The following is a 25,676-nucleotide window of genomic DNA, read 5'->3' on the forward strand; positions in this document are numbered from 1 at the left end:
GTCACTTCTTCTCGAGCTGGTTGGCCCACAGCTTCTTGTCGTCGACGTTCTCCTTGGTCACCAGCGGCGCCGGGAGCTGGTCCTCCAGGCCGTTCTCGATCTTGACGATCTTGGAGTCGTGGTCGGTGGGGCCGGGTTTGAACGTCTTGCCGTCCAGAGCGGCCTTCGCGTAGTTCAGGGCCCACTGGGCGTAGAGGTCGGCGGGCTGGGAGAGCGTGGCGTCGATCTTCCCGGAGCGGATCGCGTCCAGCTCCTCGGGTATCCCGTCGTTGGAGATGATCGTGATGTGCTTGGCCGAACCGGCGGGCTTCAGCAGCCGCTTCTGCTCCAGCAGCGCGAGCGTGGGCTGCAGGAAGGCGCCGCCCGCCTGCATGTAGATGCCGTTCACGTCCTTGTGCTGGGCCAGCAGGCTCTGCAGCTTGGCGGAGGCGACATCGCCCTTCCAGTCGGTGGGCAGCTCATGCACCTTGATGCCGGGGTACTTCTTCTTCATGCAGGAGGCGAACGCCTGCGAGCGGTCCCGGCCGTTGATGGAGCTGAGGTCGCCCTGGAGCTCGGCGATCCGGCCCTTGCCGCCCAGCTTCTCGCCGAGGTACTCGCACGCCTTGGTGCCGTACGCCCGGTTGTCGGCGCGCACCACCATGTAGACCTTGCCGGAGTCGGGCCGGGTGTCCACGCTGACGACGGGGATCTTCTTCTCCTCCAGCTGCTCCAGGGTGGAGGAGATGGCCCCGGTGTCCTGGGGCGCCATGATGACCGCCTTGGCGCCCTGGTCGGTGAACGCCTGGACGTTGGCGACCAGTTTGCCGATGTCGTTCTGCGAGTTGGACAGCGGGAGCGCGGAGACCGTGCCCTTGTCGATGCCCTTCTCCAGGTACTGCTGGTAGGAGTTCCAGAAGTCGGTGTCCGTCCGCGGCATGTCGATGCCGACCTTGCCGCCGCCGGCGCCATTGCTCTCTCGGTTGCAGCCGGTGAGCGCTGCGACGGCCAGCAGCACGGCGCAGGCGGCGGTGCCGGTGGTGCGGAGTCTCGTCATCGAGTCCCGTCCTTGGTCGTTCCTGGGTCGAGTCGTGCGGGTGGTGCCGGCCTCGGGCGGAGGCGATTGTGCGGTTGTCTCAAGCGATCGGGCGGTTGTCTAGGAGGAGGCGGGGCGCAGCCGCAGCCCCTGCATCCCGCCGTCGACGGCCAGCGCGGTGCCGGTGACGGCCGCGGCGGCGGGGCTGGCGAGGTACGCGACGGCGGCGGCCACCTCGTCGGCGGAGACCAGCCGTCCGGTGGGCTGCCGGGCCTCCAGGGCGGCGCGCTCGGCCGCCGGGTCGGGGGCCTGGCCGAGCAGCCGGCCGACCCACGGGGTGTCCACGGTGCCGGGGTTGACGCAGTTGACGCGCACCCCTTCGCGGATGTGGTCCGCCGCCATGGCGAGGGTCAGCGACAGCACCGCGCCCTTGCTGGCGCTGTACGCGGCGCGCTGCGGAAGCCCCGCGGTGGCGGCGATCGAGCAGGTGTGGGTGATGGAGACGGCGCCGGGCCGGTCGGCCGCGGCGGCGCGCAAGTGGGGCAGCGCGGCCCGCGCGGTGCGGACCAGGCCCAGCACGTTGATGTCCAGCAGCCGGTGCCACTCCTCGTCGGAGTTGTCCTCGACGCTGCCGATCGCGCCGATGCCCGCGTTGCCGACGACGGTGTGCAGGGCGCCGAACTCGGCCACGGCCGCGTCCACCGCGGCCCTGACCCCCTCGTCGGAGGTGACGTCGGCCTTGAGCGGCAGCGTGCCGTCCGGGGCGCCCGACGGATCGCGGTCGAGCACGGCGACCCGCGCGCCCCGGTCGCGCAGCGCGGCGGCGATGGCGGCGCCGATGCCGGAGGCACCGCCGGTGACGAGCGCGGCCAGCCCTTCGAAGTCGCCGGTGGTCACTGGTGGTCCTCCTGAGGCTGTGCGGGTGCGGACGGTGCCGGTACGGGCTGGGCCGGTGCGGACGGTTCCGGTACGGGCTGGGCCGGTGCGGACTGGGCCGGTGCGGACGGTGCCGGTACGGGCGGTGCGAGGCGGGCCCGCCATTCGGGCCCGTCCGGATAGCGGTAGGCGGCGATCGACTCTGGGTACATACGGGCGGAGAAGCCCGGCGCGGTCGGAGCCCGGTAGCGGCCCGACTCGACGACCGCGGGATCGGCGAAGTGCTCGTGGAGGTGGTCGACATACTCGATGACCCGGTCCTCCCAGCTGCCCGAGACGGCCACGAAGTCGAACATGGCCAGGTGCTGGACGAGTTCGCACAGCCCGACGCCGCCCGCGTGGGGGCACACCGGAAGTCCGTACTTGGCGGCGAGCAGCAGGATGGTGAGGTTCTCGTTGACCCCGGCGACCCGCGCCGCGTCGATCTGGACGAAGTCCACCGCCCCGGCCTGGAGCAGCTGCTTGAAGACCACGCGGTTGGCGACATGCTCACCGGTGGCCACCTTGACCGGCTGTCCGGCGCGGATGGCGGCGTGGGCGAGGACGTCGTCCGGGCTGGTGGGCTCCTCGATCCAGTGCGGGTCGTACGGCGCGAGGGCGCTCATCCAGCGCACCGCCTCCGCCACGTCCCAGCGCTGGTTGGCGTCCACGGCGATGCGCACATCGGGGCCGACCGCCTCGCGGGCGAGCCGCATCCGTCTGAGGTCCTCGTCCAGATCGGCCCCGACCTTGAGCTTGATCTGGCCGAAGCCGTCGGCGACGGCCTCCTGCGCCAGCTTGATCATTTTCTCGTCCGAGTAGCCGAGCCACCCGGGCGAGGTGGTGTAGGCGGGGTAGCCCCGCTCGCGCAGCCGCGCGGCGCGCTCGGCGCGGCCGGGCTCGGCGGCGCGCAGGATGGCGAGCGCCTCCTCCGGGGTGAGCGCGTCGCTGAGGTAGCGGAAGTCGACCAGCTCGACCAGCTCCTCGGGCGACATCTCGGCGAGGAACTGCCACAGGGGCCTTCCGGCCCGCCGGGCGGCGAGGTCCCAGGCGGCGTTGACCACCGCGCCTGCGGCCATGTGCATGACGCCCTTCTCGGGCCCCAGCCAGCGCAGCTGGGAGTCATGGGTCAGCTCACGGTGCAGGGCGGCGAGATCGGCGGCCGTCAGGGGCGCGGGGCGGCCCACCACATGGGGGCGCAGGGAGCGGATGGCGGCCGCGGTGACATCGTTGCCGCGGCCGATGGTGAAGACGAAGCCGTGCCCCTCGGAGGCCGCCGCCTCCCCCGCGTCCGTGCGCAGCACCACATAGGCGGCGGAGTAGTCGGGGTCCGGGTTCATGGCGTCCGAGCCGTCGAGCTGCTCCGAGGTGGGAAACCGGATGTCATGGACCTCGAGCTCGGTGACGGATGGACGCTGACTCAATGGGGGCTCCCTGAAACGATGCGCGAGAGAGAACATCGGACCTTTCGCGATGATCCGATGTATAGCGCTGCCCTAAGGGTTTCGTCCAGGGGTGCGTCCGAACTTTCGGAGGACAGATCGGATGAATCTCTTAGTACTCCTGGACAGGGGCTGCGGCCGGGGCCCCGGAAAGCCGTAGGCTTGGGTGGCACGCAATGGGAAACTGCAGCTGGAGGCGGCACCATCCGTCCGCCCCGGTCGGAAGGAGGCGCTGGGTGATCGAGCTTGAGGGGGTTCCCGAGCTGATCGACCCGGTCATGATCTGTGCCTTCGAGGGCTGGAACGACGCCGGAGACGCCGCCTCGGCCGCGGTCGGGCACCTGGACCGGGAGTGGAAGGGCGAGGTCTTCGCCTCGCTCGACGCGGAGGACTACTACGACTTCCAGGTGAACCGGCCCACCGTCGCCCTGGAGGGCGGTGTGCGCAAGATCACTTGGCCGACGACCCGGCTCTCGGTGGTCCGGGCGGACACCGGGGAGAAGTCGCGGGACCTGGTGCTGGTGCGCGGTATCGAACCGAGCATGCGCTGGCGGTCGTTCTGCAACGAGATCCTCGGCTACGCCCATGAGTTGGGCGTGGAGATGGTCGTCATCCTCGGCGCGCTGCTCGGCGACACCCCGCACACCCGGCCGGTGCCGGTCAGCGGGGTCACCTCCGACCCGGACCTGGCCCGCAGCCTCGATCTGGAGGAGACCCGCTACGAGGGCCCGACCGGGATCGTCGGGGTCCTCCAGGAGGCGTGCGCCCATGCCGGCGTCCCGGCGGTGAGCCTGTGGGCGGCCGTGCCGCACTACGTCTCGCAGCCGCCGAACCCGAAGGCCACCCTGGCGCTGCTGAACCGCCTCGAGGACCTCATCACGGTGCGCATCCCCCTCGGCGAGCTGACCGAGGACTCGCGGGCCTGGCAACTGGGCGTGGACCAGCTGGCCGCCGAGGACAGCGAGGTCGCCGAGTACGTCCAGTCGCTGGAGGAGGCGCGGGACACCGCCGAGCTGCCCGAGGCGTCCGGCGAGGCCATCGCCCGCGAGTTCGAGCGCTATCTGCGGCGGCGCGACGGCCAGCCCGGCCCCGCAGGCGGCCACGCGACCGAGAGCGGCGGCCTGGAGGGCGGCACGGGAGGTCCGGGCGCCCCCTATCTGCGCGACCCCTCCACCGGCCACGGGCGGCCGCGCAAACCGTCCCCCAAGGACGAGGTGGCCAAGGACGACGACGCCGAGGACACTGGCGGCGGCACCGAGGACGGGGCCAAGGACGTGGCCGGGGCCAAGGACGCCGACAGCGCCGAAGAGGCGGACGACAGCCGGGAGGCGGACGACGCCAAGGAGGCGGACGACAGCCAGGAGGCGGACGACGGCCAGGGCGCCGAGGACCGGGACGCCTCCCGCCGCGATGAGGGCGGCACGGACCGGGGTGGCGACGGGGACGAGGGGTCCGGCTCCGACCGGTAACCACGGCCGCCGCGCACGGCGCACGACGCCACACCAGGCACGCCGCGCACGCCACGTACGCGCCACGCACGCCACGCACGAGACAGCGAGAAGCCCGCGCCGGGAGGACCCCGGCGCGGGCTCATGCGTTCACCGCCGCGGCGCGGCGCCCCGACGACGCGTCAGAGGGCCACGCCCAGCAGCGCGTCCACGGCGCGCGAGACCAGACCGGGCGCCCCCTCGTCCGTACCGCCGGTGGCCGACTGCGCGGCGGCCCAGCGGTCGACGGCGGCCAGGGCGGCCGGGGAGTCCAGGTCGTCCGCGAGCGCCTCGCGGATCTCCTCCACCAGCGCGTCCGCCGACCGCCCGTCGGGCCGCGAGACGGCGGCACGCCAGCGGTCGAGGCGCTCCTCGGCCTCCCGCAGCAGCCCGTCCGTCCACTCCCAGTCCGAGCGGTAGTGGCGGGCCAGCAGCGCGAGCCGTATGGCCGCCGGGTCGACGCCGTCGCGGCGCAGCGCCGAGACGAAGACCAGATTGCCCTTGGACTTGGACATCTTCTCGCCGTCCAGGGCGACCATCCCGGCGTGTACGTACGTCTTGGCGAACGGCCGCTCACCGGTGAGGACCTGGGCGTGCGAGGCGCCCATCTCGTGGTGCGGGAAGGCGAGATCGGATCCGCCGCCCTGCACGTCGAAGCCCATGCCGAGGTGGTCCAGGGCGATGGCCACGCATTCGATGTGCCAGCCGGGGCGGCCGCGGCCGAGCGATCCGCCGTCCCAACTCGGCTCGCCGTCACGGGCGGCCATCCACAGCATCGGGTCGAGGGGGCTCTTCTTGCCCGAGCGCTCCGGGTCGCCGCCGCGCTCGGCGGACAGCAGCCGCATGGCCTCGGCGTCGAGCCGGCTGACCGAGCCGAAGGAGGGGTCGGACTCCACGGAGAAGTAGATGTCGCCTTCGAGTTCATAGGCGGCGCCCAGGTCGCGCAGCCGCTCCACGAGCGGCACGATCCCCGGTATCGCCTCGACGGCGCCGATGTAGTGCCGCGGGGGCAGCATCCGCAGGGCCGTCATGTCCTCGCGGAAGAGGGCGGTCTCGCGCTCGGCGAGGGCCGTCCAGTCGTCGCCGTTCTCCTGCGCCCGCTCCAGCAGGGGATCGTCGACATCGGTGACGTTCTGGACGTAGTGCACCTGGCGCTTGGTGTCGAGCCATACGCGCTGAACGAGGTCGAACGCGTTGTAGGTCGCCGCATGACCCATGTGGGTCGCGTCGTACGGGGTGATCCCGCAGACGTAGATGCGCGCGACGGGACCGGGGGTCAGGGTGATCCGTTCCCCGGTCGCGGTGTCGTGAATGCTCAGGTCGCGGCCACTGCCGGGCAGGGCGGGAACCTCAGAAGCGGGCCAGGCATACATGCAATGAGCGTAACCGGATGCAGCGTCCGTATACGAACCGGACCAGTGGTGTTGGCCGGATGGGCGGTCTTGCGCGGACGTCCGCGAGCTGCTTGAGCTGCCCGATCCCCGCTCCAGGGACTCCGGGCGGGGGCCCGGCGGGCCCCACCCGGCCCCGGAACGAGCGGGCCCCTGGCGGGGTGGCGGTCGCGGCACCAGGGACCCGGAACGGGCGGCTCCACGGACCCGGAGCGGGCCGGTCCACCAGGCCGGAGCGGGCCCATCCGGTCAGACCGGCGGCCAGGGGATGGCTGGCCACTGGCCACTGGGCTCGGGGTGCCTTCCGGTCCGCAACAGCGCGGCGACACGGGCCCGCAGGGCCTCGATCTCGGCCCCGGTGATCAGCTCCGCCAGCCGGGCGCTCAGCGGGCCGCCGTCGGCCAGCTCCCCCGCCAGCCGGCGCAGCACCTCCAGCACATCGTCCGGCAGCGGCTCCCCGGCCCAGCCCCACAGCAGCGTGCGCAGCTTGTCGTCGGCGTTGAAGGTCACTCCGTGATCAATCGCATAGAGCCGGCCACCGGCCGCGGGCAGCAGATGGCCGCCCTTGCGGTCGCCATTGTTGATCACTGCGTCGAGGACGGCCAGCCGGCGCAGCCGTACGTCGTCGGCGTGGACCAGCAGCGCCGTACGGCCCTCGCCCACCTCGGCGTAGCCCACGGCCTTCCAGCCGGGGCCCGGCTCATCGCCCTCGACGAGCGCGAGCAGCTCCGCTCCCCGGGTCTCCTCCGAGCCGTCGCCGTCCGGCCCGCCGTCGGCCCCCTCCGGCCCGTCGGTGGCCGTCTCGACCTCCACCCAGAGCTGGCACATCCCCTGCCCGTACGGCCCGTCGCGCAGCACCGTGGGCGGCACCAGGCCCCACCCGGTGGCCTCGGAGATCTCGTACGCCGCGACCTCGCGCTGGGCGAGCGTGCCGTCCGGGAAGTCCCACAGCGGCCGCTCCCCGGCCACCGGCTTGTAGACGCAAGGGGCGCTGTGGCCCTCGTACTCGACCGTGCAGTACAGCACCGCGTTGGACGCCTCCCGGACCCGGCCGCGCACCGTCAGCTCCCCGAGAGCCAGCAGCTCGGCCGGGGGCAAGAGGCGCGAAGCCTCCGTTGAGGGTGGTGGGAGACGGGTGTGCAAGGGGCGCGAAGCCTCCGTTGAGGGTGGTGGTGGGAGACGGGCGGGCGTCAGGCTCCGCGGCGGTATCCGTTCTGGCGCGGACATACGTGTCCCTCCGGGTCGAGCGGCAGACTGCACAGCGGGCAGGGCGGCCGGCCGGCGTTGACGACCTCCAGGGCGCGCTTGGCGAACGCGCGCGCCTGCGTCCCGGTGAGCCGCACCCGCAGCATGGGCGGGCCGTTCACATCGTCCTGGAGCAGCCGCTCCTCGGCCTCGGCCAGGTCCTCCTCGGACTCGGCCTCCAGCTCGACCAGCGCCTGCGCCTCGACGATCATCCGCTGTTCCTCGCCGTCCCAGGCGAGTGCCATGGTGCCGACCCGGAACTCCTCCTCAACGGGGACTTCCAGCGGTCCGGTGTCGCCGACTTCGGTCGGTGCGACGGCGGGGACCGGGGCGTTTCCGCCGGTGCGCCGCACCACCTCGTCCAGCAGCTCGTCTATCCGCTCGGCCAACGCGGCGACCTGCGTCTTCTCCAACGCGACACTGGTGGTCCGGCTACCGGCGGACGCCTGCAGGAAAAAGGTACGGCGACCAGGCAGCCCGACCGTACCGGCGACGAAACGGTCCGGCGGGTCATAGAGGAACACCTGACGGGACAACGTCCTGCTCCATTTGGTTCGACTGCTCGGCTGACTGACTGCTGACCGCTGGGTGTCATGACCGCCCGGTCACGGCTGTCACGGCGCCCTCGCACCGCGGCACCACCCTACTGCGCACAGCGATCACGGTGCTCCCGCGTCGCCGCCCACCGCCGCGTCCCCGCCGCGGTGGCCGGAGTTCTCCTCGCGCGGCGCCAGACCGGCGAAGTCCCCGGTGTCCCCGAGCCGGACGAGGAAGGGCCGGGTCGGGGTGTACCGGATCGCGGTGACCGAGCAGGGCTCGACCGAGATCCGCTGGAAAAGATCGAGATGGAGTCCGAGGGCGTCCGCGACCAGTGCCTTGATGATGTCCCCGTGGGAGCACATCAGATAGACCGCGTCGGCGCCGTGCTCCCGCTCGATCCGGCCGTTCCAGTCGCGCACCGCCTCGACCGCGCGCGCATGCATGGCGCGCATGGACTCGCCACCGGGGAAGGCGGCCGCGGACGGATGCTGCTGGACGATGTTCATCAATGGTTCATCGGCGAGCTCGGCCAGCTTCCGGCCGGACCAGTCGCCGTAGTGGCACTCCCCGATCCGGTCGTCGGGGTGCAGCGGCAGTTCGGGGCGGGCGGCGAGCAGCGGGGCCAGTGTCTCCCGGCAGCGCTGCAGGGGGCTGGTGACGGCGGCGGCGAGCGGCAGTCCGGCCAGTCTGCCGGGCAGCGCCGCGGCCTGGGCCGTACCGCGCTCGTCGAGGGCGACACCGGGCGTCCAGCCCGCGAGGACGCCCGCGGTATTGGCGGTGGACCGGCCGTGCCGTACGAGGATCAGCATGGGCATGGCTGCCACCCTACGACCCCTCCGGCGCCGCTCAGCGGGGATGCGCACCGATCCCGTACCGGGGTCCCCCTGTGCCGATCGGCATCACGCGAGGCACAATGCGCAGCGTGATCGTGGATTGTGCCATCTACCGGGACGGGGCCCGCACCGAGGGACCCGCTGACTTCTCCGACGCCCTGGACGAGGCGCGCGCTAGTGGGGACGCCTTCTTGTGGATCGGGCTGCATGAGCCGACCGAGAAGGAGTTCGAGCTGGTCACCAGCGAGTTCGGACTGCATCCGCTGGCCGTCGAGGACGCCCTGTGCGCCCACCAGAGGCCGAAGCTGGAGGTCTATGACGATTCGCTGTTCCTGGTGCTCAAGCCGGTGCAGTACGACGACAAGGCCGGAACCGTCACCGCGGGTGAGCTGATGGTCTTCGTCGGTGACTCCTTCGTGGTGACCGTAAGGCACGGCGAGGCCAATCCGCTCGGCTCGGTGCGCGACCGGCTGGAGAAGATGCCCGAGGTGCTCCAGCACGGCCCTACGGCGGTGATGTACGCGGTCTCCGACGCGGTCGTGGACCACTACCTGGACGTGGCCGACGATCTGCACGGGGACCTGGAGGAGCTGGAGACGGAGGTCTTCGCCCCGAACGCGGGCGCCGGGCAGAACACCGCCGGGCGGATCTACGCCTTCAAGCGCGAGGTGATGGAATTCCGCCGCTCGGCGGGGCCGTTGGAGGAGCCGATGGAGCGGCTCACCGGCGCCGGGGTGCCGTTCGTGCACGAGGGCTCCCGGCCGTTCTTCCGCGATGTCAGCGACCATCTGACCCGGGTGAACGAGCATGTTGAGGGGCTGGACCGGCTGCTGTCGGACATCCTCTCCGCCCATCTCGCGCAGATGGGCGTGCGGCAGAACGACGACATGCGGAAGATCTCGGCGTGGGCGGCCATGGCCGCGGTCCCGACGATGATCGCCGGGATCTACGGCATGAACTTCACACACATGCCGGAGCTGAAGCAGCCCTGGGGATACCCGGGGGTGGTCGCGCTCATGGCCGGTGTGATCGCGCTGCTGTACCGCTGGTTCAAGCGGCGTGGGTGGCTCTGAGCAGAGGTCTTGGGGCTCGGTCAGACGAACTCGGGCGCCTCGGGCGCGCCGGAAGCGCTCTTCGCGGGTCCGCCCAGCGCGTTCCGCCGCTCGGGCATCCGCAGTGACACCATGCGCCGCCAGCCCCCCAGCCGCTCGTATGTGTGCAGGGCGTGGATCCCGGCCGCGAGCAGCGCCGACTTCGGCCTGGGCCAGCCGAGGAGGCGTCCCATGTGGGCCATCACGGCCAGGCCGACGTCCCGGTAGACCTCCGTCTCGACGAGCGCGCTCTCCCGGAGGGTCCGCTGGATGGTCCGGCCGTATCCGTCGGCGGCCAGGCGCAGCAGCTCCTCGTGGCAGTAGGCGAGGTGGTTGTCCTCGTCGTCGGCGATCATGCGCACCGCGCGGCCGAGGTCGGGGTGGTCGCCGAAGTACCTGCGCAACATCAGCATCTGGGCGGATGCGCGCTGTTCGGTGACCCGGCTGTGGGCGAGGTAGATCACGATGTCGTGCTCGGTGAGCGGCTCGTCGCGGCGCAGTTTGTCATGGGCGAGGCCGATGCCGCGCGCCTCCAGGAGCATCGTGTAGTCGGTCTCGCGCGGAACCTCCATGGGCTCCAGACCGCGCTTGCGGAGCAGGGCATTGAAGATCCGGCCGTGTTTGTCCTCGTCGGCGCCATGGCGGGCGATCTTGGGCGCGAGGTCACGGCGGCTCTCGGGCACCAGGGCGGCGATCCGGCCGTTCTCCCAGCCTCCCTGGGCCTCCCCGCTGGCCGCGACGGAGCAGAAGAGCCGGAACGACTCGTCGTCGTCGAGGATCTCCTGGAACACGCTTCTCGCCGAGAGCATCGCCGCCACCTCCGTGCGCTGGTCGTGCGCCGCCGTGCGCAGAAAAAGTCAACGGCCCGGTGGGGGCGGCGGCAACAGCTGGGGCATCCGGCTCGGCCGAACGGGGGACCCCTCCATACGCCGCGTCCGCGTAACCCCTGGGCGGCGGAGGCGTTGTGCTGGATGACGGCCGTGGCGGGGAAGACCCCCGAGCCCCCACCACGGCCGCAGAACTTTCCAGATCTTTCCGGCTCGGCGCCGGGCCGACACCGTACGCGTGGCGCCGGGCCGACATGTGCGCGTGGCGCCGGGCCGACATGTGCGCGTTTCGCGCGTTACGCGAGCCCGGCCCGCTCCAGGGCCTCGACGCCCGCCCGCAGCCCGGCGAGCCGCTCCTCCAGCGTGAAGCCCGCGGGCGTGAGCGACAGAGTGGTGACCCCGGCCCCCGCGTACGCCTGCATGCGGTCGGCGATGCGCTCGACGGGGCCGAGCAGCGCGGTGGAGTCGATCAGCTCGTGGGGGACGGCCGCGGCGGCGCCCTCCCTGTCCCCGGAGAGGTACTTCTCCTGGATCTCGGCGGCCTCCTTCTCGTACCCCATGCGCTGCGCCAGCTTGTTGTAGAAGTTCTGCTTGGCGCTGCCCATACCGCCCACGTAGAGCGCGGTGTACGGACGGAACTGGTCGGCGAGGCCGCGGACGTCGTCGCCGAGGGCCATCGGGACGGTGGGCACCACGTCGAAGCCCTCGAGGTCCTTGCCCGCCTTCTCGCGGCCCGCGCGCAGCGAGCCGAGGGTGGTCTCCTCGGCGTGCTCGGGATCGTAGAACAGGACCAGGGCGCCGTCGGCGATCTCGCCGGTCTGCTCCAGGTTCTTCGGGCCGATGGCCGCGATGTACAGCGGGATGTACTCCCGCACCGGGTGCACGGTGAGCTTGAGGGGCTTGCCGGGGCCGTCGGGCAGCGGCAGGGTCCAGTTCTGGCCCTCGTGGGTCAGCCGCTCGCGCGACATCGCCTTGCGGATGATCTCCACGTACTCGCGCGTGCGGGCGAGCGGCTTGTCGAATCGCGCCCCGTACCAGCCCTCGGACACCTGGGGCCCCGAGACTCCGAGCCCGAGGCGGAAGCGGCCGCCGGAGAGGGTGTCCAGGGTGGCGGCGGTCATCGCCGTCATGGCGGGCGTGCGGGCCGGGATCTGGAAGATGGCGGAGCCGACGTCGATGCGCTCGGTCTGCGCGGCGACCCACGCGAGCACCGTGGCGGCGTCCGAACCGTAGGCTTCGGCGGCCCAGCAGACGGAATAGCCGAGCCTGTCGGCCTCGCGGGCGACCGCGAGGTTGTCCGCGTCCATTCCGGCGCCCCAGTAGCCGAGGTTGATGCCGAGCCTCATACCGCACCCCTTACTGATCAGTAACGTCGCTGTTCCGGGGACTCTAGCGCGCATGGCCCCGATACGTCAGCGGTGGGTTATCCACAGGCTCCCACGTGGCGCTTTGCGGCCAGTAATCTCGACGTTCATGGAGCTAAGGCACCTCGGCCGCACGGGCCTGCGCGTCTCCCGGCTCGGGCTCGGCACGCTCACTTGGGGGCGGGACACTGACGAACACGACGCCGCGGATCAGCTCAAGGCGTTCTGGGAGGCGGGCGGCACGCTTGTCGACACCGCGGATGTGTACGCGGACGGCGGCGCCGAATACCTCCTGGGGCAGCTGCTGGAGGGGTTACTGCCCCGGCGCGATCTACAGATCGCGACCAAGGCCGGCAGCGTCCCCGACCCCGACCGCCGCTTCGACGCCTCGCGCGGCCATCTGCTGGCCGCGCTGGACGCCTCGCTGGAGCGGCTGGGCACGGACTATGTCGATCTGTGGCAGGTGCACGCCTTCGACCCGTTCACCCCGCTCGAGGAGACCCTCCAGGCACTCGACATCGCGGTGAGCAGCGGGCGGGCCCGCTATGCGGGGGTGTCCAACTTCAGCGGCTGGCAGCTCGCGAAGGCCGCCACCTGGCAGCTGGCCTCCTCGGGCGCGCACACCCGGCTGGCCAGCACGCAGATGGAGTATTCGCTGCTCCAGCGCGGTGTGGAGCGCGAGGTGCTGCCCGCCGCGCTCGACCTGGGCGTCGGGCTGCTGCCGTCCTCGCCGCTCGGCCGCGGTGTGCTCACCGGCAAGTACCGCCATACGACGCCCGCCGACTCGCGCGGCGCCTCTGAACTCGCGGCGTTCGTCGAGCCGTATCTGGACGAGGAGGCGAGCCGCATCGTCGAGGCGGTCGCCATAGCCGCCGACGGCCTGGCGACCACCGCGCTCAATGTGGCCCTGGCCTGGGTCCGCGACCGTCCGGGCGTCACCGCCCCGATCGTCGGCGCGCGCAACGCCCAGCAGCTGAGGGCGGCGTTGTCGGCGGAGACCCTTAGTCTTCCGGACGAGATCTGCCAGGCGCTCGACGATGTGTCGGCGCCCGTGCACCGCTATCCCGATCAGGACTGGAGCACGCTGTGAGTACCGACCGCCTCGCCGGCGACGCCGCACCCGCGCCCGAGGAGGCCGACCCGGGTTCGCCGGAACCGACAGTGCCGGCGGAGCCGGCGAACACCGCGGCCGGCGCGCCGGGTGACCCGGGCGACCCCGCCACCGCGGGGACGGATCCGGACCACGCCCCGGGCGACCACAGCGGGGCCGACGCCGCGGGCGTCCCCGCGGGGGCGGACCGGAGCGACGCGGGGGCGGCCGCGGCCGCCGGATCCGCGGGACGGGGCGGGGCCGACGAGGCGGGGGCCGACGCCGCGGAGGGCGAGTCCGGCGACGCCGGGGCGGGCCCCCACGCCGAGGGCGCCACCCCGGAGCAGGCCCCGGCCGGGCAGGGCACATCCGGCCCGGGAGCGGGCCGGGGCGGCGCCGGGGCGGGCGATGAGGCGGGTGCGGGTTCGGGCGATGAGGCGGGTGCGGGTTCGGGGGATGGCGCTTCCGCACCCGCCGGGCAGGACCCATCCGGCGACGCCGCAGAAACCTCCGGCGGTGGGGGCAAGGGGCGGCGGTCGGCTGCGGCCGAGGCGTTGGCGGCTGCCGTGCGGGCTGTTGAGAGCGGTGAGCGGTCGGCGGCGTCGTTCTTCAACGCCGCCCCGGCGACGCGTCCGGCGGCGCCCGCCGCCCCCGCGGCCCCCGCGGCCCCTCGTGAGCGGCCACGTGCGGCGGCGGCCCCCGCCTCCGCGCCCGCGCCCGCTCCCGTACAGCGGTCGTCGGCCCGTCCGGCGCGTGGGCCGGGGGGCGAGATCCCCGGCGGTGCCGACGTCCGGGAGGTGCTCGCGGCGGGCGGGGCCCCCGAGACCCTGGCCGGGAAGGTCGCCGAAACCCTCGGGGAGCACGCCGCCGAGGCGCTGCGCGAGGACCCCTGGCAGCTGCTGGCCGTGCCCGGCGTACGCCCCGACCAGGCGGACGGCTTCGCCCGCTCCCTCCTCGGCCCGGCCTGCGAGCCCGGCGACGAGCGCCGTGCGCTGGCGCTCACCGGCTGGCTGCTGGAGCGCGCCGCCCTCGAAGGGCACACCGCGCTGGAGTCGTCCGCGCTGCGCGACGCGCTCGCCAAGGCCTCCGTGCCGGACCCGGACGAGGCGCTGCGCACCGCGATCGCGGAGGGCGTGGTGCTGGTCTTCCAGGACGCGCTCGACGCCCCGGCGGCGGCCCGTCCCCGGGCGGCCGAGGACGAGGACGCCGAGCAGCCGGTGCGGGTGCTGCTGGGGCTGGACCGCTATGCCCTGGCGGAGGAGAGCCTGGCCGACGGCCTCGCCCGGCTGGCGAGCACCTTCGCCCCCGCACAGGACGGCGAGACGCCCGTGGGGGATGCCGAGTGGGAGGGCGCCGCGGCCGCCGCGCCGTCCGCCTCCGCCGCGGAGCTCATCCGTACCGTCGCGGCCCACGGCCTGGTCGCCCACAGCGGTGGCGAGGCGGCGCGCGCCGAACCGGCGGCGCTGGTCGCCGCCGCCCGTGCGATGGGCCTGCGGGCCTACGCGGCCGCGCACACCGAGGACGGCAGGCGGCGGCTGGCCGCCACACTCGGCGAGGCCCCGGGCACCGGCCCGGACACGGGCCCCGAGGCAGGCCCGGACGAGGCCCCGGAGGCCACCTCGGCGGCCGTCACGGTCGCCGGGCTGCTGGCCGACGCCGAGGGCCCCGGACGCGACGAGGAGGGCGCGCTGGCGCTCGATCTGCTTACCGTGCTGGACGCCCCGCAGCTCGATGTGGAAGCGGCCGCGATGCTGGTCGAGTCGCTGCCGGACGGCGCCCGTCTGGTGCTGAGCGGGGACCCCGGGGTGCTGTGGTCGGCCGGTCCCGGCCGGGTCTTCGCGGACCTGGTGGCAGCCCGCCGCTGCCCGCAGGTCGTCTCCCGTACCCCCGACCCCGGCCCCATCGGCGAGCTGGTCTCGGGCATCGGGATCGGCGAGCTCAGTCAGGTGGATGCGCCCGGCAAGGAGGTCGTGATCGTGCCCGTGCGGGACGCGGGCGAGGCGGTGCACCGCACCGTGCAGCTCGTCGCCGACTCGGTGCCCCGTGCGATCGGCATCCCGCCGGAGCAGACCCAGGTGATCACCCCGGGCCACGGCGGCGCGGCCGGCACCCGCGCGCTCAACGCGGCCCTGAAGGACCGTCTCAACCCCGGCCCCGGCCGGTTCGGCGGCTTCGACCCGGGCGACCGCGTGGCATACACCCCGGCCCCGGGCCGTACGGTGCCGGGCACCGTGGTCTCGGCGGACGCCGAGGGGCTGCGTCTGGACTGCGCGGGCACGCCGGTCGTGGTGGTGCGCGAGGAGGTCGGCGAGCTGGTGCGGCACGGCTGGGCCCTCACCGCGCACCAGGCGGCGGGAGCGCGCTGGCCCGCGGCCGTGGTGGTGCTGCCGGGCGACGCCACAGCGGGGCTGACCCGGGCCTGGGTCTACACGGCCTTCGGCCGCGGTGAGCGCCATCTCTCGGTGGTGCACGGCGCGGATGCGGCGCTGCCGCGAGCGGTGGCGGAAATCCCCTTCAAGGACCGCACCACCCGCCTGCGCGCCCTTCTCCAGGCCCAGGTCCCACCCGCGCCCACCGGCTGACCGACGGCCCGCGCCAGGCCCCGCCCCCGACGGGCCCCGCCCCGCGACGGGCCTCCAGCACGCCCCCGGCCCCGGACCGCCCGGCCTCACGACCAGGCGATCCGGGGCCGGGGTACGGAACCGAGTGACCCGGTTCCGGGCGGCCCGAAGCCACCGCCGGGCCCGAGCCGCCCGGAACCGAGCAGTCCGAAGGCAAACGGCCCGGGGCAAGCAGCCCCGAGCCCCGGACCTCAGCTGCCCGGCTCCAGGACCTCCAGGTCGTCCTCGTCCTCGAGCTCCTCGTCGAAGACCGAACTCATGTCGAAGCGGCACACGACCATATGCGGATCCGCCTGGTCGAAGGGGGCGGAGAGCCACTCCCCCGGCTCCGGGGGCTCCTCGGCCGCCACCACCCAGAGCGTGGAGTCGCCCTCTTCCAGGCCGAATTCCTTGTGCCGAGAGGCGATCTCGTCCGGCTCGAACTCGCCGAAGACCACCCCCAAGGCGGTGTGCACGCTCTCCCCGGCGGCCGCCCCGTCGCCCTGCTTGCCGTTCCCCGTGTCGATGTCCGGATCCAGGTCGGCGATCCGCTGCGCCTGCGAGAGCAGACGCTGCGGCTCGGCGATGACGTAGTCCCTGCGGATCAGCACGCTCAGCGCGCTCGGCTCCTCCGGCCCGGTGTAGGCGGGGAGACGGTCGTCACCAGGGATCTCGAAGGGCGTCACCTCGTCGTAGGCGTCATAGAGCAGCTCGTCGTAGACCTCGGCTGCCGCGGCCAGTTCGTTGAACGCGGCGTAGACGGCCGGATCGCCTTCCCCCGATCGACGTTCGACAGCGTCGAGGTGACGATCCAGTGCGGCTTTCACCGCTTCGGCGGCGGCACGTACCTCGGCAGCGGATGGCTGCGCAGCATCAGACATAGTGCAGACGCTATCCGTAGCAGGGCAGTTCCCGCACAATAGATGCGATGCCGGAATACGAATTCTGTGATGTGTATGTGCCGCGCGGCGTTTCCCGCAAGGCCACTACCCGCCTGCTCACCGACCATGCCGAGTACGGACACTGGGAGTTGGATCGCTTGAGACTCAACCCCGACGGCAGCCGCAGAGTGCGATTGCGGCGCCGGATCATCCGCCAGCTTCGGGCGACCTGGTAGCGGACCGGGACATGACCGGGCGGGCCCCGCCGACCGCGGGGCCCGCCCGGAGTGACGCCACCGTCACCCGACGTATGGGATCCGGTGTGTGATGTGTGGCGTGTGAGGTGCGGTGCCCGGTGTGTGGTGCGGTGTGGCCGCCGCCCGGCACCTGTCAGCGCCCATCAGCGCGAGGTGTGATCAGCGCTGTGCGGCGCGGGCCCGGCGGTAGAGCACCGCACCCGCCAGCAGCATGCCCGCGGCGGCCGGAATGGCCAGCCCGACGGGGCCCGCGCCGGTGTGCGCGAGCTGCTCCTTGCTGCCGAGGTTCGCGGACGGGTCGAGGCCGTGGGCTCCCGCGTGCTCGGCCTGGTGACCCTGCGAGGAGCCCCCGGGCTGCTCCGAGCCACCACCGGGGTTCGAACCCCCCGGGTTGCTCGGGTTACCGGGGTTGCCCGGGTTCCCAGGCTGACCCGGGTTTCCGGGGTTCCCCGGGTTGCCAGGGTTTCCGGGGTTCCCAGGGTTCCCAGGGTTCCCTGGATTACCGGGGTTCCCAGGGTTCCCCGGATTGCCGGGGTTCCCAGGGTTCCCGGGGTTACCCGGGTTGCCCGGATTCCCCGGGTTCTCCGGCACCGCCGGCACCGTCTCCCCGCAGTCGCCGCCACCGCTGCTGTTCCCGAGCCCGACCGCGCTGACGTTGTTCCCGCACACATTGACCGGAACGCCGATCGGGGCCTGGATGTTGTTGCCGGAGCCGATGCCCGACGAACCACTGCTGCTGCCCTGCGCCTGCGAGCCGCCGGACTGCGAGCCGCCACCGCCGGACGAGCCGCCCGAGCCACCGCCGGACCGGTCGCCGCACTCTCCCCCGCCGGCGCCGTTGAAGACACCGACGACGCTCACCGTGTTTCCGCACAGGTTCACCGGCACATGCACCGGGACCTGGATGTTGTTGCCCGAGACGACGCCCGGCGAGTACGCGGCGCCACCGTCGGCGCCCGACCCCGCCGCGTGGGCATAGCCGCCGGTCACGGCGAGAACGCCGCTGGCCGCGGCTACGGTGATCAGGCCCTTTTTCGCAACCTGTCGCATAACTGTCTGCTCCCCTAGCCTTCCGTCCCGGACGGAGCGCGCGCGGGCGATCTCGCCCGCACCCCCATCCCCGAGCGGCCCCGGAGCGCGCACACTCCGAAACCGCCCGGGATCACACCCCGGTGGACCGTGACCCGATGTCACGTGATCGATGCGGTAGTTGCCGAAGGCGGGGCACAGCACCACCCCCTAGTCGGCATCGCAGCCCGGTTACGAGCCGCACACACCATGTAACGAGGAGGGAGCAATCAAGCTATCAAGCTACGACACCATTCACCCTTTTTGGTCCCTTCAGTATGTGTGATCGATTAGGCCGATCGGGTAAGCCCCTCAGCCCCTCAGCGGGCCTGCGAGCAGGCGCCTCAGCAGACCCGGCAACTCCAGCCCAGCAGGCCCACAACGGACTCAGCAGCCATCCAGGAACCGGTCCAGCACCCGCACACCGAACTTCAGCCCGTCCACCGGCACCCGCTCGTCGACCCCGTGGAACATCCCGGCGAAGTCCAGCTCCGGGGGCAGCCGCAGCGGCGCGAAGCCGAAGCAGCGGATGCCGAGGTCGTCGAAGGACTTCGCGTCCGTACCGCCCGAGAGGCAGTACGGCACGGCGCGGGCGATCGGGTCCTCGGCCTTCAGCGCCGACTGCATGGCATCCACCAGCGCCCCGTCGAAGGTGGTCTCCAGCGCCTTGTCCGCGTGCACGTCCTCCCGCTTGACCCGCGGGCCGAGGATGCGGTCGAGGTCGGCCAGGAACTCCTCCTCGAACCCCGGCAGGAAGCGCCCGTCCACATGCGCCGTGGCCTGCCCCGGAATGACGTTCACCTTGTAGCCAGCGCCGAGCATGGTCGGGGCGGCGGTGTTCTGGAGCGTGGCCCCGATGATCTTCGCGATGCCGCCCAGCTTGGCGAGCGTTTCGTCCATGTTCTCCGGGTCGAGCGGGGTGCCGAGCGCGTCGGACAGCTCGTCCAGGAAGGACCGTACGGTCTTGGTGACCCGCACCGGGAACTTGTGCCGCCCGAGCCGCCCGACCGCCTCGGTCAGCTCGGTGATGGCGTTGTCGTTGTTGGTCATCGAGCCGTGACCCGCGGTGCCGTCCACCGTGAGCCGCATCCAGTGCATGCCCTTCTGCGCGGTCTCGATCAGATAGAGCCGCAGCTGCTCGTTGACGGTGAAGGAGAAGCCGCCGACCTCGCCGATCGCCTCCGTCACGCCCTCGAAGAGCTCGGGGTGGTTGTTGACCAGGTGCTTGGCCCCGTAGACCCCGCCCGCCTCCTCATCGGCGAGGAAGGCCAGCACGATGTCACGCGGGGGCTTGCGGCCGCTGCGCAGCCGGTCCCGGACGACCGCGAGCGTCATCGCGTCCATGTCCTTCATGTCCACCGCGCCCCGGCCCCAGACGCAGTCGTCCACGATCTCGCCGGAGAAGGGGTGATGGGTCCAGTCCTCGGCGTTGGCCGGTACGACGTCGGTGTGGCCGTGGATGAGCAGCGCGGGACGGGACGGATCCTCCCCCTCGATCCGTGCCACGGTCGACGCCCTGCCCTTGTGCGACTCGAAGATCTTGGGCTCGAGCCCCACCTCGGCCAGCTTCTCGGCAACGTACTCGGCGGCCGCGCGCTCACCGGGGCCGGAGTGGTCGCCATAGTTACTGGTGTCGATCCGGATCAGGTCACGGCAGAGGTCGACCACCTCGTCCTCGCCCTTGACCGTCCCGGTCGTCGTCGCGCCCGAAAGCGACTCACTCACGATGCCTCCTCGTCGTTGCGCTGCCGCGGAACGCCCAGCCACGGACCCCGCGGCAGGGGTCACCCGCCCATCCTCCTCCGCTCGCCCGCCCAGCCCAAGGCGGCAATACCGCCGTCATGCCCCCGTCACACAGCCCGCCCACCCGGCTACCCGGGGGCACGACCGGCCGTGATCGAGCACGTCCCGATGTTTGCTATGGTTTTCCATGTCGGAGCGGCTGCGGGCCGACCGGCAGACACCTGGTCCGGGTGGCGGAATGGCAGACGCGCTAGCTTGAGGTGCTAGTGCCCTTTATCGGGCGTGGGGGTTCAAGTCCCCCCTCGGACACGTACCATTTCCCCACGGTTGTTCGTCGACCGTGGGGAGTTGTCGTTCTTCGGGTCGAGCGTGACCTCGGCGCGCACGGTCGCTTGCGCTGGAGCGTAGGTGAGCCGGAGCCCCAGCAGCCGGTAGATCTCGGCCTTGTCCTCGGCCTCGGCCTGCTGGATGACGGCGGCCAGGTCGCTGATAGACCGGACGAGCCGGGCGATCTCATCGCGGGACATCCGGGCGCCCGCCCCCTTCGACGACGAGTGCAGCTCAGCTTCGGCTCTGACCCGGCGGGCCTGCGTCTCGGCGATCCACTGTGTGACGAGGGTGGGGTCGGCGCCTGCTTCGAGGGCGGCCCGGTGGGTGGCCAGCTTGGCATCGCAGTCGGCGATGACCGCGCGGGCGGCCGTGACAGCGGCGGACTCTGGTTCGGGTGCCGCTGCGGTCGTCGCCATGAGGTCGATCGTGTCGTCGAGCCGGTGCGGCAGGAACACTGTCGCCAGCCAGTTGTCGAGTGGCACGGTGATCCAGCTCTCGCGGAGGTAGATGTTGCGGGGGTGGTGGACGCGGTTGGCCAGGGCGTATTCCTCGGGGAAGCGGCAGCGGTAGTAGGCGTCGCCGTGGGACCACTGTCCTTGCATCCGCCGTGTGCAGATACCGCAGGTGATGCGTCCGCGGTACAGGTAGGGGTTGCGGGTGCGGTGCTTCTGGTGAGTGGTGCCGGGGCGCGAGCGGACCGCGAAAAGGTCCTGGACGCGCGCGAAGACGTCATCGTCGACCAGCGGAGTGTGGACGGTCTTCTTCGAGACGATCCACTTGTCCTGGCTGTTCCAGCGCATGGCGGTGGTGTAGCCGAGGGTGACGTCGTGGATATCGAGCAGTGCCTCGTGCTTGTGCTGACGGTTCCAGACCTGGCGGCCGGTGTAGCGGGGATTGCCGAGGATTGCGCGGACGGCGCTTTTGGCCCAGGCGCGCGTATCGCGGTGGGGATTGCGGGCCCGGTCGTGGGCAGAAGGGCTGGGGATACCGTCGCGGGTCAGATCCTCGGCGATCGCGAAGATGCCATGCCCGCTGAGGAACTCGGTGAAGATCCTGGCCACGACCGGGGCGGTGTCCGGGTCCGGTTCGAGGCCGTGCAGACGTTTGCCATCGGCTGCCTTACCAGGGTTGGGGTGCGGGCCGAGGTCGCTGAGCCGGTATCCGTACGGAGGTCTGCCGCCGAGATAGCGGCCTTCCATCAGGGCCTGGGAGGCCATGGCGGAGTGCACGCGGACCTTGATGCGATTGCGCTCGCCCTTCGACATGCCGCCGAAGACCGACATGATCAGGTCGTGGGCCTCGTTGTCCGGATCGATGGAACCGCCGACCTCCGGCACCCACAGCGGCACGCCATAGTGGACGAAGAGTGGGAAGGTGTTGCCGAATTGACTGCCGTAGAAGGCCCGCTGGGGCTCACCGATGACCACCGCGTCGAACCCACGGCGCATATCGGCGAGTGCGGCCAGCAGCGCTGCCGCCCGGGGGCGGCGTTTCCAGGGCAGAGCACGGGTCTGGCCGACATCGAAGTACTCGGCAACGATCTCCCCACCCGCGGGTTCGATCAGTGCCTGGGCCCGGTTCAGCTGCCATAGGCGCGAGGCTTCCGGCTCTTGCTGGTCCTCAGTGGAGACGCGTCCGCAGAAGGCGAACAGCAGCTTGCGGCCGGCGGTGTGCACGGGTGCTGGCGTGAGTTGGTCTTTTCGGAGCCATGGGAGTGGGCGGTTGTCATCAGCCATCGGGGGACTCTTTCGGTCCTTGGCGGTCCTGGTGGTCCACCACCGATAGCTCGGCCTTCTGAAGAGAGCCAGCCCGCCCGGCGTGTCGGGTGAGCATCCGCAACAGGACCTCAGCGACTGGCCGGGTCAGCGTCGGGCCATCCGGCGGGAGAACCATCTGGAAGGCGTCCGGGGGCGTTTCGCCGCCGTTTTGGGGATCACGATGGCGCGAGCATCGGCGGGCTCGACCGCCGACAATCTGGGAGTCGAGCCCGTGATCTCGCATGCAGGGGCCAGTGCCGCCGCCAGTGCTGGGGTGGGGCGGGGCAATGCGGCCGCCGTGGGCGGCCTGGGCGCCGAGGTCCAGACCGCCCGCCCCGGAACAGACACTGCCGGTCTGGAGGTCGTCATCATGGCAGTGTTCATCACGGTGCGCGTCGCCATCCGGCTCGTACCGGTTCACCCTCTGCTCCGCTTGTCCGTCCGGCGGTAGTGGCAACGACCTGTCGTCTGCCGAGTGGGGCGCTGGGAGCCGCCGGTACACGCTGTCGGCCGGGGCACACCGAGCTGTGCCGCAGAGGGGTCGGGGCGGGTGAAGACCAATACGTCCTCGTGCTGAACGAGGTGGAGAGGGATGCCCTGGCGGCGGGCGTCGCGGACGTTCTTCATTTGAAAGAAGGAGGGACGGGCGATGAGTCGGCTGTCGCGGATGCCGGCCAGGAGGGCGACGCAGCGCTCGGAGGGAATCAGCCCGGCGGCGCCTCCGGCGGCGAGGACTGCGGAGGGAAGATCGATGAGTTCGCCGCGTGCCCGCCAGGGCCGGGTGGTGACGACGGCCGTGCCACCCGGGCGCAGCATGGTGCGACATTGGGTGAGGATCTGAGTGAAGGCATCCAGGAGCTGGTCGGTGGAGACGTGGGCGAGGTTGTGTGGGTCGTGGCTGTAGCGGTAGTCCTTTTTGACCACGCCGTGTTGTCCGGTTTCGCGGCTGGAGCGGACCTGGCCGTGGACGGAGGGTCCGTACGGGGGTGAGGTGACGACCAGCGCGACCGTGCCGTGGTGGTCGGTTTCGATGAGCTGGGTGAGCTGACGGGCGTCACCGCGCACCACGTGGCCGCTGGTCTGTCCGACGTGCCGCGCGGTGCGGGCGACGTTGACGCGAGCGAGCCTGGCCCAGCGGGATTCGTACTCGACTCCGAGGGCGTTGCGCCCGAGGTGGAGGGCTTCGACCAGGGTGGTGCCGATGCCGCACATCGGGTCCAGGACCAGCTCACCGGGTTTGGTGTAGGTGCGGATAGCGTGGGCGGCGATCGCGGGCAGCATCTTGGCGGGGTGCGCGTTCGAGCCGGACACGTAGCGGTCAGCGCGCTGGGCGGGGGCGGAGGTGGGGGCGGTGTTCCACACCGATTTCCGGACAGACATGGCGTACCCCTTTGTCTACGCGCTGGCGATGGCGGACAGGACGAGCAGGTCGGAGTGGACGAGACCGGGCGGAGCGCCCTCGATCGGCGTGGACTCGATGCGGTTGCCGCTGGGGCGTCCGTGGACGATCACGATGTGCTGTAGGTAGCGGAACCCGGCGGTTCGCGCCGAGGCGATCAGAGGTCCGAGGGGGTCGGTCAGGCGTCCGGCGTCGCGCCGCTGGCGTGCGGCGAGCAGCAGGAGTCCGTCGCCGGGGAGGAGGCGGTGGGCACGGTGGAAGAATCCCGGCCAGCCGTTCTCCATCCCTCCGGGCATGTCGTCAGAGCCTCGGAGTGGCTCGTCACCGGGGGCCGGAAGGGCGTCGGGGTGCAGTTCGGCGAGGAGCACCGGCCCCCTGCTCTCGGGAGCGGTGGAGTAGGTGACACATCGGGTGCGGGCGTCCATGCCCGGTCCGGTGTCGTGGACGCGGATCGTGATCAGGGGTGCGGGCGCATGCCCGGGACGGCAGGAGAACTCGGCGCGGATCTTGTCGATCGCCCATGTGGGCAGCACGCCATCCGGGGCAGGGACGTGGCTCGGGTCGTCCGGGGCGGGGAGCCAGATGGTGGTTGGCAGCGGACGAGAGGTGCTGTGGCTACTGGGTGTGCTTCGGCAGTTGTAAGGCTGGCGCATCGGCTGGCGGCACCGGGGATGAGATCCGGCCGTCTGGTGCTGACGTGATCAATAGAGATTCCGGAGATGGCTCTTTGCCATCTCCCGCAGCCTCTTCGGCCTCCTAAGCGCCGTGGCCGTTGCGCCAATGCTGGAGCTTCGAGGGTCGATGGCGCACTTGAAATCCCAGGTCGTTGCAGGTGCGAGCCAGTCACGAGCCATCGGTGAGCCACCTCGACCGGGCTCCATCGCCCCGCGCCGGCGAAGCGTGGGCGTGGGCCATCAGGACAGTGCACGCCGCCTCGGCTGATCCCTCCATCGCCACCTCTGCCCCTGTCGTCGCACATCGCTGTGATGTACACCACAGGGATTGCGTGAGGAACTCGCGTAATGACTCCGGCGCCGCGCTCTCTCCCTGTCAGACACCGCCGAAACCCACGTGCGGACCGCACTGCCGGGAGGGCTATCACTCATGGACGGTCAGATGAACCAGCGGACGGTTCTGTTGCTGCTGGCGGGCGGCGGCTCTGTATACGTCGCATTCGAACATCCTTCCTTCGGCACCGCCCTCTTGGTCGGCGTCGGCGTGGTGACACTGCTGCACCTTCTGCTGAAGGACCACTGACCCGTGTCGCCGGTTGGGCTGATCCTCTGCATCGCCCCACAGGATCAGCCGTCGTGGCCAGGCGGACCGCCGGTGGCTCGCGCTAACGCCTGTACTGGCCAGGAAGACGCCTTCAAGATCTTTTAGTTCGATTCGCACTGAGGTGGCATGGGCGCCGGCCCTGCTCATAGCAGGCGGGCCAGACATGGGCCATCGCACACGGCGGACCATAGGGCTGCTTATTGCTCGGCAGTGACCTGCAGGTGGTCCAGCGATGGCGCGGTGGGGTGAAAGGGCTGGCGGCGGAAGTTGTCCGAACCTCTTCTCGCAGGAGTCGCGCCATGCATCACCGCCCCGTACGCCGTCCGCACACTGTCCGGCTCTCGCCGCTGGAGGAGCTGGAGCAGTCTTTCCTCGCGCTCGCCCGTACCGCCAGGCCACTGACCATGCCCGCACACCTGGTGTGTGACGATCCGTCGGAGGAGGCGTGGCCGGTGGATCAGATCCGTGTCCGGCTGGCTCACCCCAGCACCCGGCCCGAACTGCGGGCACGCACGTGGAGTGAGGTCGTGCGTCGCGCGCACGAGCTCGGTGAGCCATGGCCGGTGGTGGCGGTGGCCATGACGGTTCCGGTGTTGCGCCGGATGCTGTCCCGCCTGGCCCGCCCGGCTCATCTGGAGCGTCAGGAAGTCGAGCAGGAAGCTCTCGCCGCGGTAGCTGTCGCCCTTGCGGGGGTGGATGCAAGTGATCCGGGGGTGGACCGGGAGTTGTTCGCGGCTGCGGACCGCGCGGTTCACCGCCTGGTCTACGCGGCTCGTCGTCGCGGGGAGCGGGAGGCGGGTGAGCCGATGGTCCATCTGGGGCGGCTCCGTGCCCGCGCAACCGTCGAGGACCTGGAGGGCTTGACGGTGTCGGATGAGTACCAGGTGTTGGCTCGTGCCGTGCGGGCCCGGGTGGTGGACGTGGCCGAGGCGCAGCTGATCGCCCGCACACGGCTGCAGGGCGAGTCGATGGGGACGCTTGCCGGTGAGCGTGGGGTGAGCATGCGTCAGCTGTACCGGCATCGCACCGCCGCCGAACAGCGCCTGACTTCTCACTTGCGTCATCGGGCCCGGTAGGGAGCCATGCGGGGGACGTCCGGGGCCGGGGTGTCAATGCTCCGGTC

Annotated in this window: 23 protein-coding genes and 1 tRNA gene; 9 read left to right on the forward strand and 15 right to left on the reverse strand. The window is 71.5% G+C overall.

Going from position 1 to position 25,676, the window contains the following annotated elements; genetic code table 11:
• Position 1: 1 nt before the first annotated feature.
• The 3 genes from J2Z30_RS27710 to J2Z30_RS27720 all read right to left on the reverse strand — a co-directional run bounded on the left by J2Z30_RS27710 (position 2) and on the right by J2Z30_RS27720 (position 3,390).
• On the reverse strand, positions 2-1,036 hold the full coding sequence (locus tag J2Z30_RS27710; RefSeq protein WP_044577818.1) for a sugar ABC transporter substrate-binding protein: 1,035 nt from the start codon (positions 1,034-1,036) through the stop codon (positions 2-4).
• A 99-nt stretch (positions 1,037-1,135) separates the two neighbouring features.
• Positions 1,136-1,912, reverse strand: coding sequence for an SDR family NAD(P)-dependent oxidoreductase (locus tag J2Z30_RS27715; protein ID WP_044577817.1), 777 nt, complete (start codon positions 1,910-1,912; stop codon positions 1,136-1,138).
• On the reverse strand, positions 1,909-3,390 hold the full coding sequence (locus J2Z30_RS27720; RefSeq protein WP_044577815.1) for an enolase C-terminal domain-like protein: 1,482 nt from the start codon (positions 3,388-3,390) through the stop codon (positions 1,909-1,911). Before J2Z30_RS27720 ends, J2Z30_RS27715 begins: the two co-directional genes overlap by 4 nt.
• A gap of 218 nt (positions 3,391-3,608) precedes the next feature.
• Between J2Z30_RS27720 and J2Z30_RS27725 the strand changes: the two genes are divergently transcribed.
• Complete coding sequence (locus tag J2Z30_RS27725) at positions 3,609-4,841, forward strand: PAC2 family protein (RefSeq protein ID WP_078956992.1); 1,233 nt, start codon at positions 3,609-3,611, stop codon at positions 4,839-4,841.
• 161 nt (positions 4,842-5,002) lie between these two features.
• On the opposite strand, the gene mshC is transcribed toward J2Z30_RS27725, so the two are convergent.
• From mshC to J2Z30_RS27745, 4 genes are all read right to left on the reverse strand, one after another.
• Complete coding sequence (mshC, locus tag J2Z30_RS27730) at positions 5,003-6,232, reverse strand: cysteine--1-D-myo-inosityl 2-amino-2-deoxy-alpha-D-glucopyranoside ligase (RefSeq protein WP_044577812.1); 1,230 nt, start codon at positions 6,230-6,232, stop codon at positions 5,003-5,005.
• A 267-nt stretch (positions 6,233-6,499) separates the two neighbouring features.
• Positions 6,500-7,477 carry an SCO1664 family protein gene (locus J2Z30_RS27735; protein WP_209468867.1) on the reverse strand — a complete coding sequence of 326 codons (978 nt, stop codon included), beginning with the start codon at positions 7,475-7,477 and terminating at the stop codon, positions 6,500-6,502.
• Positions 7,441-8,031 carry a DUF3090 domain-containing protein gene (locus J2Z30_RS27740; RefSeq protein WP_044577805.1) on the reverse strand — a complete coding sequence of 197 codons (591 nt, stop codon included), beginning with the start codon at positions 8,029-8,031 and terminating at the stop codon, positions 7,441-7,443. The genes J2Z30_RS27735 and J2Z30_RS27740 overlap by 37 nt, the downstream gene beginning before the upstream one ends.
• 123 nt (positions 8,032-8,154) lie before the next feature.
• Positions 8,155-8,850 (reverse strand): histidine phosphatase family protein, encoded by a 696-nt coding sequence (locus J2Z30_RS27745; protein ID WP_044577802.1) that lies wholly within the window; start codon positions 8,848-8,850, stop codon positions 8,155-8,157.
• A 98-nt stretch (positions 8,851-8,948) separates the two neighbouring features.
• Here J2Z30_RS27745 and corA point away from each other — a divergent pair, with 98 nt between their 5' ends.
• Positions 8,949-9,941, forward strand: a complete 993-nt coding sequence (gene corA / locus J2Z30_RS27750) for a magnesium/cobalt transporter CorA (protein WP_044577799.1) — start codon at positions 8,949-8,951, stop codon at positions 9,939-9,941.
• A gap of 20 nt (positions 9,942-9,961) precedes the next feature.
• Here the strand turns inward: corA and J2Z30_RS27755 are convergent, their stop codons facing one another.
• Together J2Z30_RS27755 and J2Z30_RS27760 are read right to left on the reverse strand one after the other, a co-directional pair.
• Entirely contained in the window at positions 9,962-10,768 is an 807-nt protein-coding gene (locus J2Z30_RS27755) for a ferritin-like domain-containing protein (RefSeq protein ID WP_044577798.1), read from the reverse strand.
• A gap of 314 nt (positions 10,769-11,082) precedes the next feature.
• Positions 11,083-12,132 carry an LLM class F420-dependent oxidoreductase gene (locus tag J2Z30_RS27760; RefSeq protein ID WP_044577797.1) on the reverse strand — a complete coding sequence of 350 codons (1,050 nt, stop codon included), beginning with the start codon at positions 12,130-12,132 and terminating at the stop codon, positions 11,083-11,085.
• Between the two features lie 127 nt (positions 12,133-12,259).
• On the opposite strand from J2Z30_RS27760, the gene J2Z30_RS27765 reads away from it, so the two are divergent.
• Together J2Z30_RS27765 and J2Z30_RS27770 are read left to right on the forward strand one after the other, a co-directional pair.
• Positions 12,260-13,240, forward strand: a complete 981-nt coding sequence (locus J2Z30_RS27765; RefSeq protein ID WP_044577795.1) for an aldo/keto reductase — start codon at positions 12,260-12,262, stop codon at positions 13,238-13,240.
• The gene (locus J2Z30_RS27770; RefSeq protein WP_044577793.1) at positions 13,237-15,822 is read left to right on the forward strand and encodes a helix-hairpin-helix domain-containing protein; all 2,586 of its coding nucleotides are present in this window, start codon (positions 13,237-13,239) and stop codon (positions 15,820-15,822) included. The genes J2Z30_RS27765 and J2Z30_RS27770 overlap by 4 nt, the downstream gene beginning before the upstream one ends.
• Positions 15,823-16,052: 230 nt before the next feature.
• Here the strand turns inward: J2Z30_RS27770 and J2Z30_RS27775 are convergent, their stop codons facing one another.
• Positions 16,053-16,721, reverse strand: coding sequence for a hypothetical protein (locus tag J2Z30_RS27775; RefSeq protein WP_044577790.1), 669 nt, complete (start codon positions 16,719-16,721; stop codon positions 16,053-16,055).
• Positions 16,722-16,768: 47 nt separating this feature from the next.
• On the opposite strand from J2Z30_RS27775, the gene J2Z30_RS27780 reads away from it, so the two are divergent.
• The gene (locus J2Z30_RS27780; protein WP_014059547.1) at positions 16,769-16,957 is read left to right on the forward strand and encodes a DUF5703 family protein; all 189 of its coding nucleotides are present in this window, start codon (positions 16,769-16,771) and stop codon (positions 16,955-16,957) included.
• 180 nt (positions 16,958-17,137) lie between these two features.
• Here J2Z30_RS27780 and J2Z30_RS27785 read toward each other — a convergent pair whose 3' ends face one another.
• Positions 17,138-18,028, reverse strand: coding sequence for a chaplin (locus J2Z30_RS27785; RefSeq protein WP_044577788.1), 891 nt, complete (start codon positions 18,026-18,028; stop codon positions 17,138-17,140).
• 405 nt (positions 18,029-18,433) lie between these two features.
• Positions 18,434-19,771: a M20/M25/M40 family metallo-hydrolase gene (locus J2Z30_RS27790; RefSeq protein WP_044577785.1), complete on the reverse strand. Its 1,338-nt coding sequence runs from the start codon at positions 19,769-19,771 to the stop codon at positions 18,434-18,436.
• Between the two features lie 242 nt (positions 19,772-20,013).
• On the opposite strand from J2Z30_RS27790, the gene J2Z30_RS27795 reads away from it, so the two are divergent.
• Positions 20,014-20,098, forward strand: a tRNA-Leu gene (locus tag J2Z30_RS27795).
• On the opposite strand, the gene J2Z30_RS27800 is transcribed toward J2Z30_RS27795, so the two are convergent.
• Positions 20,080-21,795, reverse strand: coding sequence for a recombinase family protein (locus J2Z30_RS27800; protein ID WP_209468868.1), 1,716 nt, complete (start codon positions 21,793-21,795; stop codon positions 20,080-20,082). The genes J2Z30_RS27795 and J2Z30_RS27800 overlap by 19 nt on opposite strands.
• Positions 21,796-21,937: 142 nt before the next feature.
• Between J2Z30_RS27800 and J2Z30_RS27805 the strand changes: the two genes are divergently transcribed.
• Positions 21,938-22,327 (forward strand): hypothetical protein, encoded by a 390-nt coding sequence (locus tag J2Z30_RS27805; protein WP_044577778.1) that lies wholly within the window; start codon positions 21,938-21,940, stop codon positions 22,325-22,327.
• On the opposite strand, the gene J2Z30_RS27810 is transcribed toward J2Z30_RS27805, so the two are convergent.
• Positions 22,294-23,256: a TRM11 family SAM-dependent methyltransferase gene (locus J2Z30_RS27810; protein ID WP_044577776.1), complete on the reverse strand. Its 963-nt coding sequence runs from the start codon at positions 23,254-23,256 to the stop codon at positions 22,294-22,296. The genes J2Z30_RS27805 and J2Z30_RS27810 overlap by 34 nt on opposite strands.
• 15 nt (positions 23,257-23,271) lie before the next feature.
• Complete coding sequence (locus tag J2Z30_RS27815; RefSeq protein WP_308280089.1) at positions 23,272-23,808, reverse strand: hypothetical protein; 537 nt, start codon at positions 23,806-23,808, stop codon at positions 23,272-23,274.
• Between the two features lie 571 nt (positions 23,809-24,379).
• Between J2Z30_RS27815 and J2Z30_RS27820 the strand changes: the two genes are divergently transcribed.
• The gene (locus tag J2Z30_RS27820) at positions 24,380-24,532 is read left to right on the forward strand and encodes a hypothetical protein (protein ID WP_209468869.1); all 153 of its coding nucleotides are present in this window, start codon (positions 24,380-24,382) and stop codon (positions 24,530-24,532) included.
• 320 nt (positions 24,533-24,852) lie between these two features.
• Positions 24,853-25,629 (forward strand): hypothetical protein, encoded by a 777-nt coding sequence (locus J2Z30_RS27825; protein WP_044577772.1) that lies wholly within the window; start codon positions 24,853-24,855, stop codon positions 25,627-25,629.
• Positions 25,630-25,676 lie beyond the last annotated feature (47 nt).

This window comes from Streptomyces iranensis (assembly GCF_017874715.1).
Lineage (GTDB): Bacteria > Actinomycetota > Actinomycetes > Streptomycetales > Streptomycetaceae > Streptomyces > Streptomyces iranensis.